The following is an 18,771-nucleotide window of genomic DNA, read 5'->3' as shown; positions in this document are numbered from 1 at the left end:
TTGCGAAAAAACTCTATATGATGACGACCCCTGATGGAAAAAACCATCGCAGGTTTCTATAAAAACACTTGCATAGCACCATATTTTTTGCGTATAGATAGTACGTGTAAGATGAGGAATGCCCTTTATGGCGAATGACAACCAAAATCAAGTCTTGGATGAACAAACCGAAGTGATTGATGAGCAAAAAGCGCCTGTAAAACGTGTGCGTAAAACCAAAGCCAAGGCTGCGGAAGGTGGAACCACTGCAAGTTTATTTGGTATCGCACCTTATCAGCCAAAGAAAAATGAAGAATACATGTCTGATGGGCAACTTGAACATTTCCGCCAAATTTTAGATGCGTGGAAAGCTGAGTTAATGTCTGAAGTTGATCGTACCTTGAATACCATGCAAGATGAATCAACAGCATTACCTGATGTCAATGACCGAGCAACACAAGAAGAAGAGTTTGCCATCGAATTACGTACACGTGATCGTGAACGTAAACTGATTCGCAAGATCGAACAATCACTTGAAGCAATTCAAGCGGGTGATTATGGATTCTGTGAAACTTGTGGTATCGAAATTGGTTTACGCCGCTTAGAAGCGCGTCCAACTGCGACCCAATGTATTGACTGCAAAACTTTGGCTGAAATCAAAGAAAAGCAAAACAACGGATAATTGTGACTGTTGAGAATGCTCTAGCCGAGCACAGCTCGGCTCTTGCGAATCAGCGAAACGATGTTTCGCTGATTCGCTACTCAGGTCGATTTGCCCCATCCCCTACTGGTCCTTTACATTTTGGATCTTTGCTCACCGCAGTCGCGAGTTACTGTGATGCTAAAGCCAATCAGGGGACATGGTTGGTTCGTATTGAAGATACTGACATTCCTCGCATCTATCCAAATAGCGAAGCGCATATTCTTGCTTGTATCGATGCCTTCCAGTTCCAACCTGACGCCGAGATAATATTTCAAAAAGATCGTTTAGCGTACTATGAACAGGTTTTGGAACAACTCAAAACAACTCACGCGATTTATGCATGTCAGTGCACACGGAAAATTCTCGGCTCGAACCATATTTATGCAGGTACATGTCGAGAGCTTAACTTAGATTTTGCCCAACAAGCTATTCGCCTAAAAGTCTCTGATCAACGCATCTGTTTTGAAGACCGCCTACAAGGTCAACAATGCTCCAACCTTCAACATGATTTAGGCGATTTCATATTAAAACGCCGTGATGGCATTATTAGCTATCAACTCGCTGTTGTCGTTGATGATTTTTTACAAGGGATTACCCATGTTGTTCGAGGCGCAGATTTACTAGATAACACAGCACGACAAATCTGGTTAGCTTCGGTGCTGAATTATCCAGTTTTGCAGTATATGCATCTGCCATTAGCAATGAATGATCAAGGCCAAAAACTATCAAAGCAGAATATGGCTCAACCGCTTGAACTTTCAAAAGCGCCTGAATTATTACAACATGCCATTTTGGCACTCGGTCAGCCCCATGTCGATCTCGACCAACCAAATATTATGCTTCAGCAAGCAATACAACAATGGGATGTGAATCTCATCCCACACGGTATTTATCTTTCTGGTGTATATCAATTGTCCCGTCCTGAAATAGATTGACAGTATTTCATTTCAAACCGAGTTAAGCAATTAGCTCGGTTTTCGCTTTCTCATACATCTGATTAGGAGTAATCATATTTAAACTTAAATGCGGTCTGTAGCAGTTATAAATCACTATAGATTCCGAAATTAAATGGTCTAACTCCTTCATCGTTTTACATCGTGTAGTTAAGAACTCCTGTTTGAGTATGCCATTGATTCGCTCTGCTAAAGCATTTTGGTAACAGTCTCCTCCATCTGTCATCGAGGGACTTATACCGTAATGCTGTAGTGCCGATTGATATAATTCAGAGCAATATTGAGAACCTCTATCTGAATGATGAATCAGGGTTGTTGCTCTATCTTTTATAGACTTCATTGCCATATGTAAGGCTTGTACAACATTCTCTGCCCGCATATCACTTGATAACTTATAACCTTTAATTTGTCGGGTATAGGCATCTGTCACAAGTGATAGATAATGCACACCCTCTGCACTTTCAACATAGGTAATATCACTAACAAAGACTTCATTTGCCCGTATTGGAGAATAATCCTTTAATAAATTAGGATGTTTCTTCATCCAGTGTTTGCTATCTGTAGTTTTGGTATAGCGACGTTTAGGGCGTATCAATAAATCATTCTCTTTTAATACCTTAAATAACTGATCTCGACCAAACTTCAGTCCTTGTTCTAGCAATTTTGGTTTGATCAGCCAATAGAGTTTACGCGTACCGATACTTGGCATCAAATAACGATACTCCATAACCAATTCAAGTATTTGCTGGGTTTCCTGAGCTTTGATTTGAGCACGTTTTTCTGATTGATAGTAAGCCTGTCGGGTGATTCCTATCCACTCACAATAACGTGAGACATTTAGTCTTCTTTGGGCTTGCCAATCTTTGAAACGTGCTCGGTATACTTTTTTCCAAGATCACTCCCACATTCTTTGTCTATGTGATAAATCACATCTTGGATAAATTCAGTTTTTAGCTTTTCTGCGGCTAATTGTTTTTCCAACTGGCGAATGCGTTGTTGAGGGGTGAGTTGGCGTTTTGAAGTGGAAGGCATAGCTTTAGAAGTCCAATCTTGTTGTCCGTACTTACGTAACCATGTAAGCACAGTTGATCTTCCTTGAATACCATATTTTGCTTGAGCTTGTTTATAAGTGATTTGCCCTTTTTCTACCTCATGGACAATCAGCATTTTAAAGGCAAAACTATAATCTCGTTGTGTTCGTTTAACTCGTTGTTCTTTATCATATTCCATAAAATAAGCCTCTTAAGGGGTAAACTTATTTCAGGACGGGACAAATAAATAATAAAAAAAGCCCTTATTCGAATTAAGGGCTTTCTAGTTTCGATCCTAGCTCAGAACAACTAGAAGTTCGACTCTTCTTTGACAGGATTATGCTCTTGAGTCGAGGCATCAATTTTTAGAATCAAACTAATCATCGCTGCACACATCATTAAAGATGTCCCACCATAACTAATGAACGGCAATGTCAAACCTTTGGTTGGCATAAGGCCCATATTCATACCTGCATTAACCAAAATTTGCAGTAAGAAAATAATGCTAATTCCATAAGCCAAATAACCCGCACGTAGGTAGTTATGCTGTAATGCACGGTGTCCAATTTTGATACAGCATGCAAGCATGGTGAATGACAAAATCATCACTGAGGTTACACCAACAAAACCAAACTCCTCACCCAATACCGCCAACATAAAATCCGTATGTGCTTCAGGTAAATAAGACAGTTTTTGTACACTATGTCCTAAACCCGTTCCAAACCATTCCCCACGCCCAAAAGCCATCAAAGCATTAGACAACTGATATCCAACACCCAAAGGATCAGCCCAAGGGTTAGTAAATGAAATCAATCGCTGAAAACGGAACGGTTCGAAGATAATCAACGCACTGATGCCAGCGAGAATCGCACCCAACATGATTAAAAACTGGGTCGCTGGTGCGCCTGCCAAAAAGAAGACACCCACCATCATCAAGACAATCACCACCGTTGCCCCCAAATCAGGTTCCGCAACGATGAATCCTACCGTTAACGCCATCACACCACTTAGACGTAGCAGTCCTTTCCAATGTGTACGTACTTCTTTAGCACGGCGAACCACATAATCTGCCGTAAAAATTGCCATAACAATTTTGGCAATCTCCGTTGGTTGTATAGTAAAACCGCCGACTTTGATCCAGCGATGCGCACCATTGACCTCTGTACCAATCACCAAAACCGCTAGCAATAATAAAATCGTGATCAACCACAATAAAAAGGCATTCTTAAACCATAGATTGAGCGATATTCGATACGTTAGAAAAGCCACGATACCAGCCACACAAATAGAAATGCCGTGACGGATTAGAAAGTAAAATGGATTTTCATGAATATACTCTGCATAAGGCATCGAAGCAGATGCCACCATCACTGAACCAAAGCACAATAAACAAATCACGCAAAAAATAAGAATATTTCGCGCCGTCATTTCTGCTGGAAGTTTTGGTAAACGACTCAATAATTGCGAAATTTTTTGCGCCGTGTTTTGGGCTAAATCCGCCATAATTCTATTCCTAATTTTTATTACCATTCAAGGCATGCACACATGCCACGAATTGATGACCACGGTCATTATAACTTTTAAACATATCAAAACTTGCACATGCAGGTGAAAGCAAAACCACATCTTCAGCTTGTGTTGCCTGATGGGCAATATCGACCGCCTGCTTCAAGCTACTCGCATGCTGAATCTGGGTTGTATTGTGTAGGGCTTGCTCAATCATGGCAGCATCCTCACCGATCAAAATAACAGTTTTAACGTATTTCTGTATCGCATTACGCAAAGGCTTAAAATCCTGCCCTTTACCCTGACCACCTAAAATCAGTGCCAATTTGCCATGTTTTGCTTCGATTGCAGCACCCAGCCCCTCTATTGCCGCGAGTGTTGCGCCAACATTGGTGCCTTTAGAATCATTGTAGTAACGCACCTGATCAACCGTCTGTACATATTCACAGCGATGCTCTAATCCTTTAAATTGTTGTAATGTTTCCAACATCGATTGCGTTGGTAAACCAATCGCCTCACCTAGCGCTAAACATGCCAAGGCATTTGCAACATTGTGCATTCCTTGAATATACAAATCTGAGGTTTTGATTAAACGTTCACGACCACGGGCTAGCCACATGCTCCCATCAGCTTCACGAAGTACACCATATTGATTCATGTCAGGTGCATTTAAACCAAAACTCTGCATCGGTGTGACATCAGGAACGAGTGGACGACTTAAACTGTCATCACGGTTATATACCACCTTTTTCACACCTTGGAAGATACGATGTTTTGCTTTATGGTAGCCGAGCATATCGCCATGACGATCTAGATGATCCTCACTCATATTCAGCAACACGGCCACTTCCGCATTCAAATGAGAGGTCGTTTCTAACTGAAAGCTGGATAACTCCAACACAATGAGTTCAGGCTGATCTTTGAGTAAATCTAGTGCTGGGCGACCTAAATTACCACCTACAGCCACTTTTTTTCCTGCATCCTTTGCCATCAAGCCAAATAAAGTTGTAACTGTACTTTTGGCATTAGATCCAGTAATTGCAACAATTGGAACATCTGTTGCACGACGTAATAATTGGATATCACTGATAACGGGAATACCCTTTTCAAGAGCTTGTTGGATCTCTGGTAGTTGGGGTGCCAGTCCTGGACTTAAAATAATTTCTTCGGCTTGTAGCAATAGATCCAGATCTAGCTTTCCAAAGCTTTTTTTAATATTTTCAGGAATTTGATCACATCCTGGCGGTGTTTCTCTGGAGTCCGTGACTGCAACTTGGTAGCCTTGTTCATGCAGAAAGTTTACTGCTGATACGCCTGAAATACCCAAGCCAGCCACAACTTTTAATCCACCACGTTGTATTAACATTTTTGCCCCATTTGTTACGGATCACAGAATGGCAAAAATGTTAGCACTTTACTGTTTTAAATGCTTTTTCAGTTTTAGTTTTATTCACTCTTTTTTGTGTCAGTGCGTAAAAGCTCAACACATTAAAGTTGCAAAAAAAATTGCCCATATCTTAAGATGGGCAATTCTTATTTTTTAACGCCATTTGACAGTTTGTATTGGCGCTGCCTTTTTACTGTCTGCTTCATCAGTTGAACAACCGCAACCTCCGCCACAGCCTACAGCCATTTTAGGCTTTAACCATGTTGCTAAACGCTGCCAACCCAAACGTTGGCACAAGCTTGATAAAGCATTAAACGCTGAATTTGCTGTTTGAGGAAACACTTTCTTAAATACAACGACAGTGCTCCACAGTACCAATACAGCGACAATCAGGTATTCAAACATAAGGCACTCCAATCAACCCCAAATGCGAGATGCAATTTGATAGGTAAAGAAAGACATCAAATAAGCCAACCCAAACAGATAAGCGGTCATTACACCCACATGTTTCCAAGAACCCGTTTCACGACGCACTGTCGCAAGAGTAGCTAAGCAATGTGGGGCATAGATAAACCAAACCAATAATGATAATCCCGTTGCAAGTGACCAACCTGAACCATCGGCACTAATTAAATTCGCCAAACCATCAGCAATCGCATCATCATCCACACCAGACAATGCATATACCGTTCCCAACGCAGCCACCACAACTTCGCGTGCCGCCATTGCAGGAATCAATGCAACGACGATTTGCCAATTAAAGCCAAGTGGAGCAAAAATTGGTTGTAACAAATGCCCAATCATTCCCGCAAAGCTATAATCAATTGCGGCACGCGTTGCGTCCTCAGGTGCTTGAGGGAAAGTACATAAGAACCACAATAAAATCGAAAGAGCGAAAATAATTCCACCCACACGCTTTAAGAAAATTTTAGCGCGATCTAATAGGCCGATCGCCACACTTTTGAAGTTAGGAATTCGATAACTTGGTAGCTCTAACAATAATGCATGTTGCGACTTATCTTTTTGCAAAAATTTTGTCACAAAGGCAACACATAAAGCACTAATGATCCCTGCCATATATAAACCAAATAACACCAAACCTTGCAGGTTAAAAATCCCCCACACGGTTTGACTTGGGATAAAGGCAGCAATCAATAGTGCATACACAGGTAAACGCGCTGAACAAGTCATCAATGGCGCAACCATAATCGTGGTAAAACGATCTCGTGGATCACTAATACTACGTGTCGCCATAATGCCTGGCACTGCACAAGCAAAACTTGAAAGCAAAGGAATAAATGCACGCCCACTCAGCCCTGCTTTAAACATCAGTTTATCTAACAAGAAGGCTGCGCGTGGTAAATAACCCGATTCTTCCAATACTAAAATAAAGAAAAACAGAATCAGAATTTGTGGCAAGAAAACTAGAACACTCCCTGCTCCAGCAATAACCCCATCAACCACTAAACTATTGAGTAAAGGTTGACTAATATGATCGCCTAAAATCTCTCCCGCCCAAGCAAAAAATTCTTCAATCCCATCCATGAATGGTGCGGCCCAAGCAAAAACTGCTTGGAAAACCACAAACATCATGACTGCTAAGCTCAACAAACCAAGCACTGGATGTAGGAAAATTTTGTCGAGGAAATTGGTGCGCTGATCTTCCTGATCAACAAACTTAACCACATCGTTAGAAATCACTTCGATCTTTTGATGATGATCGCCCGTCAAACCGCTCAATTCAGTTTTTGAAATGCTGTAGTTACCTTGATCAAGGGCATGCAATAGATTTTCGACACCTGCACGGCGAACAGCAACAGTTTCCACCACAGGAACACCCAAACGTTCCGATAGTTTTTGTGTATTGATTTGAATGCCACGACGTCGCGCTTCATCCATCATATTCAATACCACTAAAACAGGACGTCCAAGCTCGATCACTTCTAAGACCAAACCCAGATGCAATTTTAAGTTGGTCGCATCTACAACACATAAGAAAGCATCTTGATGACCTTCTTCTGCAATTTTACCTTGGCAAACATCACGGGTAATTTCTTCATCTGGGCTAGTTGCTTTTAAGCTATAAGTGCCCGGCAAATCTAGCACTCGAACATTCTTCCCAGAAGGAAGTTGAAAATGCCCAACCTTACGCTCAACTGTCACTCCCGCGTAGTTGGCAACTTTTTGGCGTGTTCCTGTTAAATGGTTGAATAATGAAGTTTTACCACAGTTCGGATTTCCCACAAGGGCAACACGTAACGCATCACTCATGCAGGTGCTCCTTCAAGTTGAATTTCTATTTTATCGGCTTCAGCTTTACGCAATGCAAATCGCGTAAAACCGATCTGGATCAGGATCGGGTCACCACCAAAAATACCTTTGGTAATCACCTGTACTTGTGTACCTGGCACAAAGCCTAGACTCTCTAAACGAACAGCTACAAGGTCTGTCTGTTCCGTATCATCGACTAAGCGATTAACTTTGGTAATCATCGCTGTTTGCTTGACTTTTAATGCTGATAAACGCACCACATTTCACCATAAACCGTTTTCACCAAGTATACAGACAAATGAGAATAATTACCAAAAGCAATCTCAATGGCATTTACCCAATTCACAGATCGACAATATGTTTTTTTTCTTTTACAGTGCCAACAGAGAACCTCAATTTATTCAATTATGTTAAATAAAAAACCACGTATTCCTACTGCCGTTTCTATCCCAGAAAATTTAAGTTTTTTGCAGGGTTTTCGTGATTATTTAGTTGCACAAACTGTAAGCCCTCATACACGTAATGCTTATTTATCTGATTTGATTCAATGCAGCGAGTTACATCAAACTACATCTTTGCCAAAGTGGTCCAGTGAGGATATCGGAGATGTCCTAATTGGATTAACCAAAGCAGGGAAAAGCCCTCGTTCAATCGCACGTTGCCTCTCTGCCCTACGCCAATTTTATAAATTCTTACGCGAACAAAAATTAAGAGAAGATAACCCTGTTGCCTCACATCACTCGCCTAAAATTGGTCGTGCATTACCCAAAGATTTATCGGAACAAGATGTGGAAGCTCTAATCAATGCGCCCGATATTAATACTGTGTTAGGCTTACGTGATCGTGCTATGTTGGAAGTTCTTTATGCGTGTGGACTACGAGTATCAGAGTTACTCAATCTACGTTTAGAGTTGATCAACTTGAAACAAGGTTTTTTACGTATTACAGGCAAAGGTAATAAAGAACGTCTTGTTCCATTGGGACAATATGCTTGTGATTGGATCGAAAAATATTTAGCTGAGTCTCGACCACAATTGTATAAAAGCAATACGGATTATTTGTTTTTAACTCAGCATGGCGGAATTATGAGCCGCCAAAATTTTTGGTATGCAATTAAACGCTACGCACTACAAGCCAATATTCAAGCTGAGCTCTCACCACATACCTTACGACATGCATTTGCAACACATTTACTTAATCATGGGGCTGATCTACGTGTCGTTCAAATGCTACTTGGGCATAGTGACCTATCAACCACACAAATTTATACGCATGTTGCCCAACATCGAATGCAAGCCTTACATAGCCAATATCATCCGAGAGGTTAATGCATACTACAAAGCAGCAAAAACAAATCGCAAGATGTTCACAGAGCTGATGCAAGATTTAACGAAGTTATTGTGTTTTTTTGGTATGCTTGAGCAAGTTTATAAATACAGTATGAAAAAAAGGTTATTTATGGTGTTTACTCAGTCTAGATTAGTACTGGCTTGTACATTAGCATCGACTTTAATACTAGGTGCTTGCTCAAAGGAAAATGCTGCGCCAAAACAAGATACGCTGACAGCAAGTACACCAGCAACGGGTGAAGCGTCAACATTAAATGAACGTAATGCACAACAACGGTTAATCTCGACTTTAGAAAAACATTTTAAAACAGCAAAAATTAATGCCAAAATCATCGCCGTACAAAAAACAGATGTCCCTAACCTATTCTGGGTCAATCTCGATGGTATGGGTTCAGTCTATGCAACAAGTGATGGTCAATACATTATCCAAGGCGATGTCATTCGCCTAGGTGACAAACAACTGCATAATGTCGGTGATGCATTACAAGCTATAGAGAATAAAAAACATTTAGCAACTCTCAAAACTGAAGACTTGATTGTATATCCTGCTAAAAGTGGCAAAGCCAAACATGTAATTTACGTCTTTACCGATTCAAGTTGCCCTTATTGCCACCGCTTGCATGAACACATTCCAGAGATTACAGCCAAAGGCATTGAAGTCCGTTATATCGCGTGGCCTCGTGGTGAACAATTTATGCCGACCATGCAAGCAATTTGGTGTAGTGACGATCGCAAAGCAGCGTTTGAACAAGCAATTCAAGATCAACCTGTCGCCTCAGCTGAATGTAAGAACCCTGTCCGTGACCAATATCAACTGGGTCTTAATATGGGCGTGAATGGTACACCAGCAATTTATAACGTTGAAGGTGAATACTTAGGTGGTTATATGACGGCTGATGAAATCGTTCAACGTTTAAACAAATAATCGATGCTTTTTGCATTCAAAATTTGAACGACTCGGGCGACAGATTAAAGATGATCTTAGCCCTAGTGTCTGCGCATTTTTTTAGCTATGATCAAGCTTCATTAAAATGATTGAATAAAATGGAGTGTGACGTGAAACCAGTTCGTCTGGCGATACTCGGTCTTGGTACTGTAGGTGGTGGAGCCCTTAAACTACTACAAGAAAATGCTGCTGAAATTAAACGCCGTACCGGTCGAGAAATTCAAATTACACACGTAGGCACTCGCCGTCCACGTCCAGATCTACAACTTGAAGGAATTCAGCAAAGCGATGACCTAATGGCAATCGTACGCCAACCTGATGTGGATGTCGTTGTTGAAGTGATGGGTGGAATTCACCCTGCTTATGAAATCATCATGGAAGCCATCAAACATGGTAAACAGGTGGTAACAGCGAATAAAGCATTACTTGCAGAACATGGTAATGAACTTTTTAAAGCTGCTGAAGATAACGCCGTACAAATCGCTTATGAAGCCGCTGTAGCTGGTGGTATCCCAATTATTAAAGTGATTCGTGAAGGTCTCGCAGCGAACCATATCGAATGGCTGGCAGGAATTATTAACGGCACAGGTAACTTTATTCTCACAGAAATGCGTGAGAAAGGTCGTGCCTTTGCGGATGTCCTTGCTGAAGCCCAACAACTTGGTTATGCAGAAGCAGATCCAACCTTTGATGTCGAGGGCATCGATGCAGCACATAAGCTTACTATCTTAGCGTCTTGTGCATTTGGTATCCCACTTCAGTTTGATAAGGTCTATACCGAAGGCATCAGCAAAATTACGGCACAAGATGTCAAGTATGCTGAAGAGCTTGGTTTCCGCATCAAACACTTGGGAATTGCACGTCGTGCTGAAAAAGGTATTGAGTTACGTGTACACCCAACTCTAATTCCTGCAGAAGAACTGATTGCTAACGTCAATGGCGTTAAAAATGCTGTTTTGGTTCAAGCCAATGCCGTCGGTCCAACCTTGTATTATGGCGCGGGTGCGGGCGCAGGGCCTACAGCTTCTGCTGTAGTTGCAGATGTCATTGATATTGTACGTGATATTTCTTACACAGAAGATGGCGCTGGAACAATTCCTCAGCTTGCATTTGAAGCACTCACCGACATGCCAATCCTCAGTCGCCAAGAAATGACGACTGGGTATTACATTCGTTTAAATGCTGAAGATCAAACAGGCGTTCTAGCGGATGTCACAACGATTCTAAGTCGTGCAGGGATTAGTATTGATGCCATCATGCAACAGTCTCGTCTTAAAGATCTCATCCCAATTGTGATTTTAACCGATCCAATTGTTGAATCAAAAATGGATGAAGCACTTGCACAAATTCAAGCTTTGCCTGCAATTCATGGCGAAATTGTGAGAATTCGTTTAGAATCGCTCGATAGTTAATCAGGTTGAGGGAAAATGCCTTCCCTCACCCCGCTCTACCTCATATTGGAACACCATCATGTCGAATGCCAATCGTTATACTGGTCTTGTTGATCGTTATCGTGACCGTTTACCTGTGTCTGCAACTACACGTGCTATTTCTCTAGGTGAAGGAAACACGCCTCTAATTAAATTAGAGAATATTCCACGTCTGATTGGCAAAAACGTAGAAATTTATGTGAAGTACGAAGGGCTTAACCCAACGGGTTCATTTAAAGATCGTGGTATGACGATGGCGGTGACCAAAGCAGTCGAAGAAGGTTCAAAAGCAATTATCTGTGCTTCTACCGGAAATACTTCAGCCGCAGCTGCAGCCTATGCAGCACGTGCAGGAATCAAGGCTTTTGTTTTAATCCCTGAAGGCAAGATTGCAATGGGGAAAATGGCACAGGCCATGATGTACGGCGCGATTACTATGCAAATTCGTGGTAATTTCGATGATGGTATGCGTCTTGTAAAAGAAGTAGCAGATCAAGCACCTGTAACGATTGTGAATTCAATCAATCCATACCGCTTACAAGGTCAAAAAACCATTGCTTATGAAATCGTTGAAGCTTTAGGTCGCGCACCTGATTACCACTGCTTGCCAGTAGGTAACGCAGGTAATATCACTGCACACTGGATGGGTTATACAGAAGCCGTCGCAAACCAACCGGCTGATCAGTTTGAACAAGTGATCTATGATGCTGCAACAGATCAATTTACTGGTCCAAAACCAGAAGGCTTACCAACGATGGTCGGTTATCAAGCATCAGGTGCTGCACCATTCCTTCGTGGTGCGCCAGTTGAAAGCCCTGAAACAGTTGCAACAGCAATCCGTATTGGTAACCCACAAAGCTGGAACCATGCAAAAGCCGTCGTACGTGACTCTAAAGGCTGGTTTGATGAACTTCAAGACAGCGAGATCTTAGAAGCTCAGCGCTTGCTTTCTATGTATGAAGGTGTATTTGTTGAGCCAGCGTCAGCAGCTTCTATCGGTGGTGCGATTCGCGATATCAAAGCAGGTAAAATTGCTGAAGGTTCTGTGATCGTATGCACAGTGACAGGTAATGGTCTAAAAGATCCTGACACAGCAATCAAGCAGTGTGCTGATGCCGTTATGTTGTCAATCGATGCAACAATGGATCAAGTTAAAGACTCTATCCTTTCAAATATGTAAAATAGAGTTGATAAAAAAACCAGTTGCCTGCAACTGGTTTTTTTATGCGTTGAAAAAGCTTAAACGCGTTTTGGTAGAGTATTTAACCAGGTCAATAAGTTAGTTGCATCGCTATTACGTGCTTGAGTACTTGGTGCACCCAATAGCACCACAACTGCAGGGCGCGAATTGACTGTAGTATGCATCACGACACAACGTCCAGCTTCATTGATATAACCTGTTTTAGAAAGGTTAATATTCCATCCACCGTTGCGAACCAAAGCATTGGTGTTATTTGATTTCAATACACGATAACCTAAATTGAAATCATAGGTCGGTGTGGTTGAGAATTGACGAATCAAACCATACTGTGAAGCTGCACTGACTAAAATGCCCAAGTCACGTGCCGAAGAAACATTGCCTGGATGCAAACCCGTAGACTCAATAAAATGTGTCGCAGTCATACCTAGTTGTTTAGCTTTACTGTTCATTGCTGCATAGAAAGCCGTACGCCCACCTGGGTATGTACGAGCCAATGCAGCTGCTGCTGGATTTTCAGATTTCATCAAAGCAAATAACAAAAGTTCAGCGCGATTCATACTATCGCCAGCACGTAGTGTAGAACTAGAGTTCTTGCCACCCGCCCCTGCAAAATCGATCTGTTGCAAAGTCACTTCTTCAGACATATTTAAACGAGCATCTGCAGTGACAACAGCAGTCATCACTTTAGTAATCGAAGCAATAGGTAGCGCTGTGTTGGTATTTTTACTAAATAATACTTCACCTGTTTGAGCATCCATCACCAATGCCGCACGTGCATTGACTGAAGGTTGACTACTATAGTCCACCGTGTCACGGATCTGCACGCTTTGTTGAGGTGAGGTCGAAGAGGTAATCGTCGCTGAACCACCACTACGTAACGTTGTGGTCACCGAAGTCGAACCTACTGGGCTCAAATCTAATGGCTCATCATCATTCATCAATTGACTAGCGTCATTCGCCGACCAGCTCATTGAGGCTGAACCATTATTACCCGAAATTGCTGAATTATTATTGACCACTAACTCAGCAAAACTTGTTGAACTCCACGCCAACAAGATTGACATGCCTAATACATGCATGACAGATTTTTTAGCATTTTTCACGACACAATACTCAACTCAAGGTGCTGCACATTTGCGCTTACTATCATTATGCCTTACATTTGAGCATATTGGGTAAAGCTTTTATAGACACAATTGTGTACAACTATTCTCTAAAAATGAAGAATAGCATTGCTAATTTTGTCATTTCATTGCAAGCTAATTTTGCTTTATGTAACAAAAAACCAATTTTTTGATAAAAAGGAGGTCTTCTTGATCACTGTTCTCGTTGTTGATGATCATGAACTCGTACGCACTGGTATTTGTCGTATGTTAGAAGACCACCCCGATGTTGAGGTTGTAGGACAAGCTGAGTCTGGCGAAGAAGCAATTGCTTTAGTCCGTCAGAAACATCCTCAAGTTGTTCTGCTCGATGTCAACATGCCGGGTATTGGTGGTGTTGAAACCACAAGACGTTTGTTACAAACCGCACCTGATACCAAAGTAATTGCGGTGAGCGGTTTGGCTGAAGAACCCTACCCATCATTACTTTTAAAAGCAGGTGCAAAAGGCTATATCACCAAAGGCGCACCGATTGCTGAAATGGTTCGAGCCATTAATAAAGTCATGCTCGGTGGTAAATATTTCAGTGCTGATATAGCTGAGCAGCTTGCCAGCTCATATTTATCTGATACACAACAATCTCCTTTTGATGCATTGTCTGAACGTGAGATGCAAGTGGCAATGATGGTTGTAAACTGTATAAGTGCTCAAGAGATTGCTGATAAACTTTTTGTTAGTGTAAAAACCGTAAATACCTACCGTTATCGTATTTTTGAGAAATTGGCAATTGACAGTGATGTCAAACTGACCCATCTTGCGATTCGTTATGGACTGATCAAACCTTAAAACCGTTGTGAATTGCCTATGTTGGGAAAAGTTGCATCTTCGGTGTCACAAACCATTTACCAGCTTGGGATGTGGTATAGCGGATATCGCCTCATTATTTCCGTATGTCTATTGCTCATTTTCTTGTTAACTGCTGAGCAACTGACCACCAATTATCTTTACCCAACATTGTATTCATATACGCTGATTGTCTATATTGCATTAAATGTCAGTCAGCTTTTATTTCTTAAATTATTTCCGGCCCACGTGAATAAACAGCTGATTGCGATCTTTCTCGTCGATGTCATCTGTTTAAGCACCATTACCTTTGCAACAGGCGGGCCAAACTTACAGCTCAGTTTGCTTTATGTCATTATTATTTTTGCCTCGGCAATTTTATTGAATGCTCAGCTTTCTCTAGTGGTAACGCTGCTCGCTGTTATCATGATTGTGTATCAGCGTTTTCTGGGAAATTTATTTGACTACAACAATTTAAACCATCTCAGTAATAGCCTGCTGTTGGTATTTTTATTCTTGGTGGTATATGCCATAGGGCGCATTGCAGTACAGCGTTTTAAAATTTTAGAAGCCCTTACTTTTCATCAATCCATTGAAATTCATCAACTCCAAAACATTAACCGTTATATCTTGGAGCAAATTGAGGATGGATATCTGGTTTTAGATGAAAGTAATCATATTGTTTTAACCAATCCTGCTGCCAATACATTATTAGGCATTCATTTACCTGTTTCCCATGAAAAAACGCCCTTAATCAAATGGCAACCCGATCTATTTGAACTGATCAAATTCAGTGACCTAGAAGATGGTGAAGAGTTCACTTTTGAGTCACAACAAAGTTTGTATACCGTCCATGTACGTGTCAAACATTTGGTCGTACCTGAACAAGCATTAGTTTTATTAATTCTCAAAGATGCTCAGAAATTAACTCAGCGTGTACAACAACTTAAACTCGCAGCGCTCGGACAACTTTCTGCCAGTATTGCACATGAAATTCGCAATCCTTTAGCCGCGATTGTGCAAGCCAATGAGCTATTTAATGAAAGCGATGCGCATCAACAACAAATGCTCACTCGTATGATTCGTAAACAAGCAAAACGTATCGATCGGATTGTAGAAGATACTTTGGCAATGGCACGCAATAAACCGACTGAACCACAAAATATTCATCTTGTGGAGTTCTTTGAAAGTTTATTTGAAGAGGATCTAGTCGATGTCAAACACATGATCCAATTAGAGCTTTCAGAGAATATTCAAATCTTATTTGATGACAAACAGTTGCGCCAAGTGCTGATCAATTTGGTGAGAAATGCATTAAGACACAACGCATCGGATATACCTTATATCGAAATTAAAGTACACGCTGAAGAGACTAAAGTTCGAATTGATGTTATCGATTTTGGTTTAGGGGTAGCAAAAAGAGACCTTTCTCAACTGTTTAAACCATTTTTTAGTACCGAAATCAAAGGAACTGGTTTAGGATTGTATTTGTCTCATAGTTTCTGTGAGGCGAATCATGCAAAGCTCACTTATGTAGAGCGACAACAAGGAGCATGCTTCAGGATTGAATGCTCAATAATTAATTGATTAGATTAGGTTTTTCGGGGAAATGGCAACTAAACAACCACTCGTCTTGCTCGTAGACGACGAAGAGGACTTGTGTCTTCTCATGCAAATGACACTTGCGCGTATGGGAATTAAGACACATTTGGCTTATCGTGTAGAGCAAGCAAAAAAATTCTTTACTGAATTTCAATATGATGCATGTTTAACTGATTTAAATCTTCCAGACGGCAACGGTTTAGATCTCGTCCAACATGTCACCCAAAATTACCCAAATACTCCGATCGCTGTGCTGACGGCCTATGGCAATATGGACATTGCGATTGCAGCATTAAAAGCTGGGGCATTTGACTTCGTTAGCAAACCAGTCAACCAAGTGCATTTGGATCAATTGATTCAAAAAGCATTGAATCGACCACGACCTGAGCAAGAAGCGGCTGAAACAGCCTTAGAAAATAAACTCCTGATTGGACGTTCTGCGCCAATTCAACAACTGCGCATTGCATTAAAGAAAATCGCGCGATCACAAGCGCCTGTCTTTATCACTGGGGAGTCGGGAACTGGAAAAGAAGTTGTTGCCAACTTGGTTCACCGCTTAAGTAATCGTAGTGAAGGGCCTTTTATTGCCATAAACTGCGGTGCAATTCCAACAGAACTGATGGAAAGCGAGCTTTTCGGGCACAAAAAAGGCAGTTTCACTGGGGCGACCCAAGATAAACAAGGTTTAATTTTATCAGCACATGGCGGTAGTTTATTTCTCGATGAAATCGCTGAACTGCCACTCAACATGCAAGTAAAATTATTGCGTGCAGTGCAAGAAAAGAAAATCCGCCCTGTAGGCTCAGACCAAGAAATTGATGTCGATTTCCGTGTGATTAGTGCCAGTCACCAAGATCTTGAGTTACTGGTTCAGCAAGGACGATTCCGACAGGATTTATTTTTCCGTATCCACGTTATGGATATTGTACTCCCACCATTACGTGAACGTGGACAGGACATCCTGTTATTAGCGAATCATTTTATCCAAAGAATTTGCCAAGAATGGGAACTGCCTGCCAAGACGTTATCGTCTCGTGCAGAGCAATTTTTATTACAACAATATTTTCCTGGTAATGTGCGCGAACTACGCAATATTATTGAACGTGCAATCACGCTCAGCGATGATGAAGCGATTGATCTAGCGCACTTACAAACAGCGCCATTACGCAGTCCAATTTCAATGCCATCAGCGCCATCTTATAGCCAAGAAGAAGTTGAGCAGCCACAATACACCAGCCCAAGCACAAGTTCGAAAAAACTTCCACCTGAAGGTTTAGAGCGTTATTTAGAAAATATTGAAAAAGAAGTGCTACTTAATGCATTAAATCTAACCCATTGGAATCGAACGCTCGCCGCGAAGAAACTCGGGATGACCTTCCGTTCTTTGCGTTATCGTTTGAAAAAATTCGGATTAGATACTGAAGAAGATGACACCTAACTAAAAAACCTCGATCTATGATCTGACCCCAATAAGTTGGACGGTTTGATTAAGTCGCTTTTAAGGACTGGGTTCTGTACTGTACAGGACTCAGTCCTTAAATTCTGTCACATCCGTAGCCCACTTCAGATTTGGTTGATCCGCTTTAAATTGACGTTGTAATACATTGTCTACAATCTTACTCACTTGCCCTTTGTAAGAGCGATATTTCATCACCCTGATACGTGATTTAAGCTGCATAGACTGCATCAGCCGTTGAACACATTTATGGTTGATGATTCGTCCCATATTCCTTAAGGCAAGCGTAATCCTACGATAACCATATCGTCCCTTATGTTGATGATAAATCGTCTTTATTTGTTGTTTAAGATCACTATATTTATCTTCAAGTTTGCGTTGCTGTTCATGATAAAAATAGGTGCTTCGAGCCATTTGAGCTGCATGCAATAAATGCTTCAGCTCATGATCTTGCCTTAATCCTGATATAAGTTCTGCAAACGCTGCTGTTCGGCTGCTTCTTTTGCTTCTTGTTCCAGTCTTAAGGCTCTCCGCTTTTTTAAAAGTGCAACCTCAGCTCGTAGATATGCAAGTTCTTCAAGCAACTGTTCCTGTGTTTTATCGCGATCTGCTTGAGAATATTGAGTTCTGGTTCTTTGCGGCTTTGGCATCTGTTTGGCTCGCCCTTTAGGTTTGGCTTTTAAGCCATCTATACCATATTCATGATATAGATTTAACCATTGCAGAATGGTTGCTTTTTCTCTGATATGAAACCGTTGTGAAGCCTCTTTAGTTGAAAGTCCTTCATTTAAAAGGCTTTGTACAACTTGAAATTTAAATTCTTGAGAATAGTGGGATTTAGTGGTTTTTACACTTAAACCTGAAATACCATATTGTTCAAAAGCTGTAACCCATTTCTGAACATCCATATGGTCAACACTAAATTTTTGACCTGTAGCAGCCTTTCCAAAACCGGATAAGTAGTATTGGACAACCTCAAGTTTAAATTCTTGAGAATATTTAGCCATAGAA

General features: G+C 41.2%; 16 protein-coding genes and 1 pseudogene. 9 read left to right on the top strand and 8 right to left on the bottom strand.

Annotated features, from left to right (window positions below; translation table 11 throughout):
* Positions 1-127 precede the first annotated feature (127 nt).
* Positions 128-661 carry an RNA polymerase-binding protein DksA gene (gene dksA / locus AAC851_RS10435; protein WP_005083939.1) on the top strand — a complete coding sequence of 178 codons (534 nt, stop codon included), beginning with the start codon at positions 128-130 and terminating at the stop codon, positions 659-661.
* Positions 662-663: 2 nt separating this feature from the next.
* A complete protein-coding gene (gene gluQRS / locus AAC851_RS10430) occupies positions 664-1,617 on the top strand; it encodes a tRNA glutamyl-Q(34) synthetase GluQRS (protein WP_340600849.1) in 954 nt (317 codons plus the stop codon).
* A 22-nt stretch (positions 1,618-1,639) separates the two neighbouring features.
* Here gluQRS and AAC851_RS10425 read toward each other — a convergent pair.
* The 6 genes from AAC851_RS10425 to AAC851_RS10400 all read right to left on the bottom strand — a co-directional run bounded on the left by AAC851_RS10425 (position 1,640) and on the right by AAC851_RS10400 (position 8,087).
* Positions 1,640-2,865, bottom strand: a protein-coding gene (locus AAC851_RS10425) for an IS3 family transposase (protein ID WP_340600848.1) whose coding sequence is annotated in 2 segments (ribosomal slippage) — positions 1,640-2,526 and positions 2,526-2,865 — 1,227 coding nt in all. Because the reading frame shifts where the segments join, the coding sequence is not laid out codon by codon here.
* Positions 2,866-2,975: 110 nt separating this feature from the next.
* A complete protein-coding gene (ftsW, locus tag AAC851_RS10420) occupies positions 2,976-4,169 on the bottom strand; it encodes a putative lipid II flippase FtsW (protein WP_005087921.1) in 1,194 nt (397 codons plus the stop codon).
* A gap of 10 nt (positions 4,170-4,179) precedes the next feature.
* Positions 4,180-5,538, bottom strand: coding sequence for a UDP-N-acetylmuramoyl-L-alanine--D-glutamate ligase (gene murD, locus AAC851_RS10415; protein WP_125503108.1), 1,359 nt, complete (start codon positions 5,536-5,538; stop codon positions 4,180-4,182).
* A gap of 174 nt (positions 5,539-5,712) precedes the next feature.
* A complete protein-coding gene (locus AAC851_RS10410) occupies positions 5,713-5,964 on the bottom strand; it encodes a DUF6587 family protein (protein ID WP_075316332.1) in 252 nt (83 codons plus the stop codon).
* A 12-nt stretch (positions 5,965-5,976) separates the two neighbouring features.
* Positions 5,977-7,830, bottom strand: coding sequence for a ferrous iron transporter B (gene feoB / locus AAC851_RS10405; protein ID WP_075316333.1), 1,854 nt, complete (start codon positions 7,828-7,830; stop codon positions 5,977-5,979).
* Positions 7,827-8,087: a FeoA family protein gene (locus tag AAC851_RS10400; RefSeq protein ID WP_017394530.1), complete on the bottom strand. Its 261-nt coding sequence runs from the start codon at positions 8,085-8,087 to the stop codon at positions 7,827-7,829. The genes feoB and AAC851_RS10400 overlap by 4 nt, the downstream gene beginning before the upstream one ends.
* 150 nt (positions 8,088-8,237) lie before the next feature.
* Here AAC851_RS10400 and xerD point away from each other — a divergent pair, with 150 nt between their 5' ends.
* The 4 genes from xerD (at position 8,238) to thrC (ending at position 12,735) form a co-directional block, all read left to right on the top strand.
* Positions 8,238-9,158, top strand: a complete 921-nt coding sequence (gene xerD, locus AAC851_RS10395) for a site-specific tyrosine recombinase XerD (RefSeq protein ID WP_340600847.1) — start codon at positions 8,238-8,240, stop codon at positions 9,156-9,158.
* A gap of 130 nt (positions 9,159-9,288) precedes the next feature.
* Positions 9,289-10,104: a DsbC family protein gene (locus AAC851_RS10390; RefSeq protein ID WP_150027176.1), complete on the top strand. Its 816-nt coding sequence runs from the start codon at positions 9,289-9,291 to the stop codon at positions 10,102-10,104.
* 131 nt (positions 10,105-10,235) lie between these two features.
* The gene (locus AAC851_RS10385) at positions 10,236-11,537 is read left to right on the top strand and encodes a homoserine dehydrogenase (RefSeq protein ID WP_005087913.1); all 1,302 of its coding nucleotides are present in this window, start codon (positions 10,236-10,238) and stop codon (positions 11,535-11,537) included.
* A gap of 58 nt (positions 11,538-11,595) precedes the next feature.
* Positions 11,596-12,735: a threonine synthase gene (gene thrC, locus AAC851_RS10380; protein WP_004637599.1), complete on the top strand. Its 1,140-nt coding sequence runs from the start codon at positions 11,596-11,598 to the stop codon at positions 12,733-12,735.
* A gap of 59 nt (positions 12,736-12,794) precedes the next feature.
* Here the strand turns inward: thrC and pbpG are convergent, their stop codons facing one another.
* On the bottom strand, positions 12,795-13,859 hold the full coding sequence (gene pbpG / locus AAC851_RS10375; RefSeq protein WP_340600846.1) for a D-alanyl-D-alanine endopeptidase PBP7/8: 1,065 nt from the start codon (positions 13,857-13,859) through the stop codon (positions 12,795-12,797).
* Positions 13,860-14,069: 210 nt separating this feature from the next.
* Here pbpG and gacA point away from each other — a divergent pair, with 210 nt between their 5' ends.
* From gacA to AAC851_RS10360, 3 genes are read left to right on the top strand one after another with little or no spacing between them, the layout of a single operon-like run.
* Positions 14,070-14,705: a response regulator transcription factor GacA gene (gacA, locus tag AAC851_RS10370; RefSeq protein WP_005083960.1), complete on the top strand. Its 636-nt coding sequence runs from the start codon at positions 14,070-14,072 to the stop codon at positions 14,703-14,705.
* Positions 14,706-14,723: 18 nt separating this feature from the next.
* A complete protein-coding gene (locus AAC851_RS10365) occupies positions 14,724-16,289 on the top strand; it encodes a sensor histidine kinase (protein WP_075316335.1) in 1,566 nt (521 codons plus the stop codon).
* A gap of 22 nt (positions 16,290-16,311) precedes the next feature.
* Positions 16,312-17,742 carry a sigma-54-dependent transcriptional regulator gene (locus AAC851_RS10360; protein WP_113997842.1) on the top strand — a complete coding sequence of 477 codons (1,431 nt, stop codon included), beginning with the start codon at positions 16,312-16,314 and terminating at the stop codon, positions 17,740-17,742.
* A 99-nt stretch (positions 17,743-17,841) separates the two neighbouring features.
* Here the strand turns inward: AAC851_RS10360 and AAC851_RS10355 are convergent.
* Positions 17,842-18,767: pseudogene (locus tag AAC851_RS10355) on the bottom strand (IS3 family transposase); the annotation flags it as partial.
* Positions 18,768-18,771: the final 4 nt, after the last annotated feature.

Source organism: Acinetobacter sp. HZNU-JH01, assembly GCF_037996845.1.
Classification (GTDB): Bacteria; Pseudomonadota; Gammaproteobacteria; order Pseudomonadales; family Moraxellaceae; genus Acinetobacter; species Acinetobacter haemolyticus.
This window is presented reverse-complemented; position numbering and strand designations above follow the sequence as displayed.

Excerpts from the sequence above, each read along its gene's own strand:
- dksA (WP_005083939.1), top strand. The coding sequence starts at position 128 with ATGGCGAATGACAACCAAAATCAAGTCTTGGATGAACAAACCGAAGTG.
- ftsW (WP_005087921.1), bottom strand. The coding sequence starts at position 4,169 with ATGGCGGATTTAGCCCAAAACACGGCGCAAAAAATTTCGCAATTATTG.
- murD (WP_125503108.1), bottom strand. The coding sequence starts at position 5,538 with ATGTTAATACAACGTGGTGGATTAAAAGTTGTGGCTGGCTTGGGTATT.
- AAC851_RS10410 (WP_075316332.1), bottom strand. The coding sequence starts at position 5,964 with ATGTTTGAATACCTGATTGTCGCTGTATTGGTACTGTGGAGCACTGTC.
- feoB (WP_075316333.1), bottom strand. The coding sequence starts at position 7,830 with ATGAGTGATGCGTTACGTGTTGCCCTTGTGGGAAATCCGAACTGTGGT.
- xerD (WP_340600847.1), top strand. The coding sequence starts at position 8,238 with ATGTTAAATAAAAAACCACGTATTCCTACTGCCGTTTCTATCCCAGAA.
- AAC851_RS10390 (WP_150027176.1), top strand. The coding sequence starts at position 9,289 with ATGGTGTTTACTCAGTCTAGATTAGTACTGGCTTGTACATTAGCATCG.
- thrC (WP_004637599.1), top strand. The coding sequence starts at position 11,596 with ATGTCGAATGCCAATCGTTATACTGGTCTTGTTGATCGTTATCGTGAC.
- AAC851_RS10365 (WP_075316335.1), top strand. The coding sequence starts at position 14,724 with ATGTTGGGAAAAGTTGCATCTTCGGTGTCACAAACCATTTACCAGCTT.
- AAC851_RS10360 (WP_113997842.1), top strand. The coding sequence starts at position 16,312 with ATGGCAACTAAACAACCACTCGTCTTGCTCGTAGACGACGAAGAGGAC.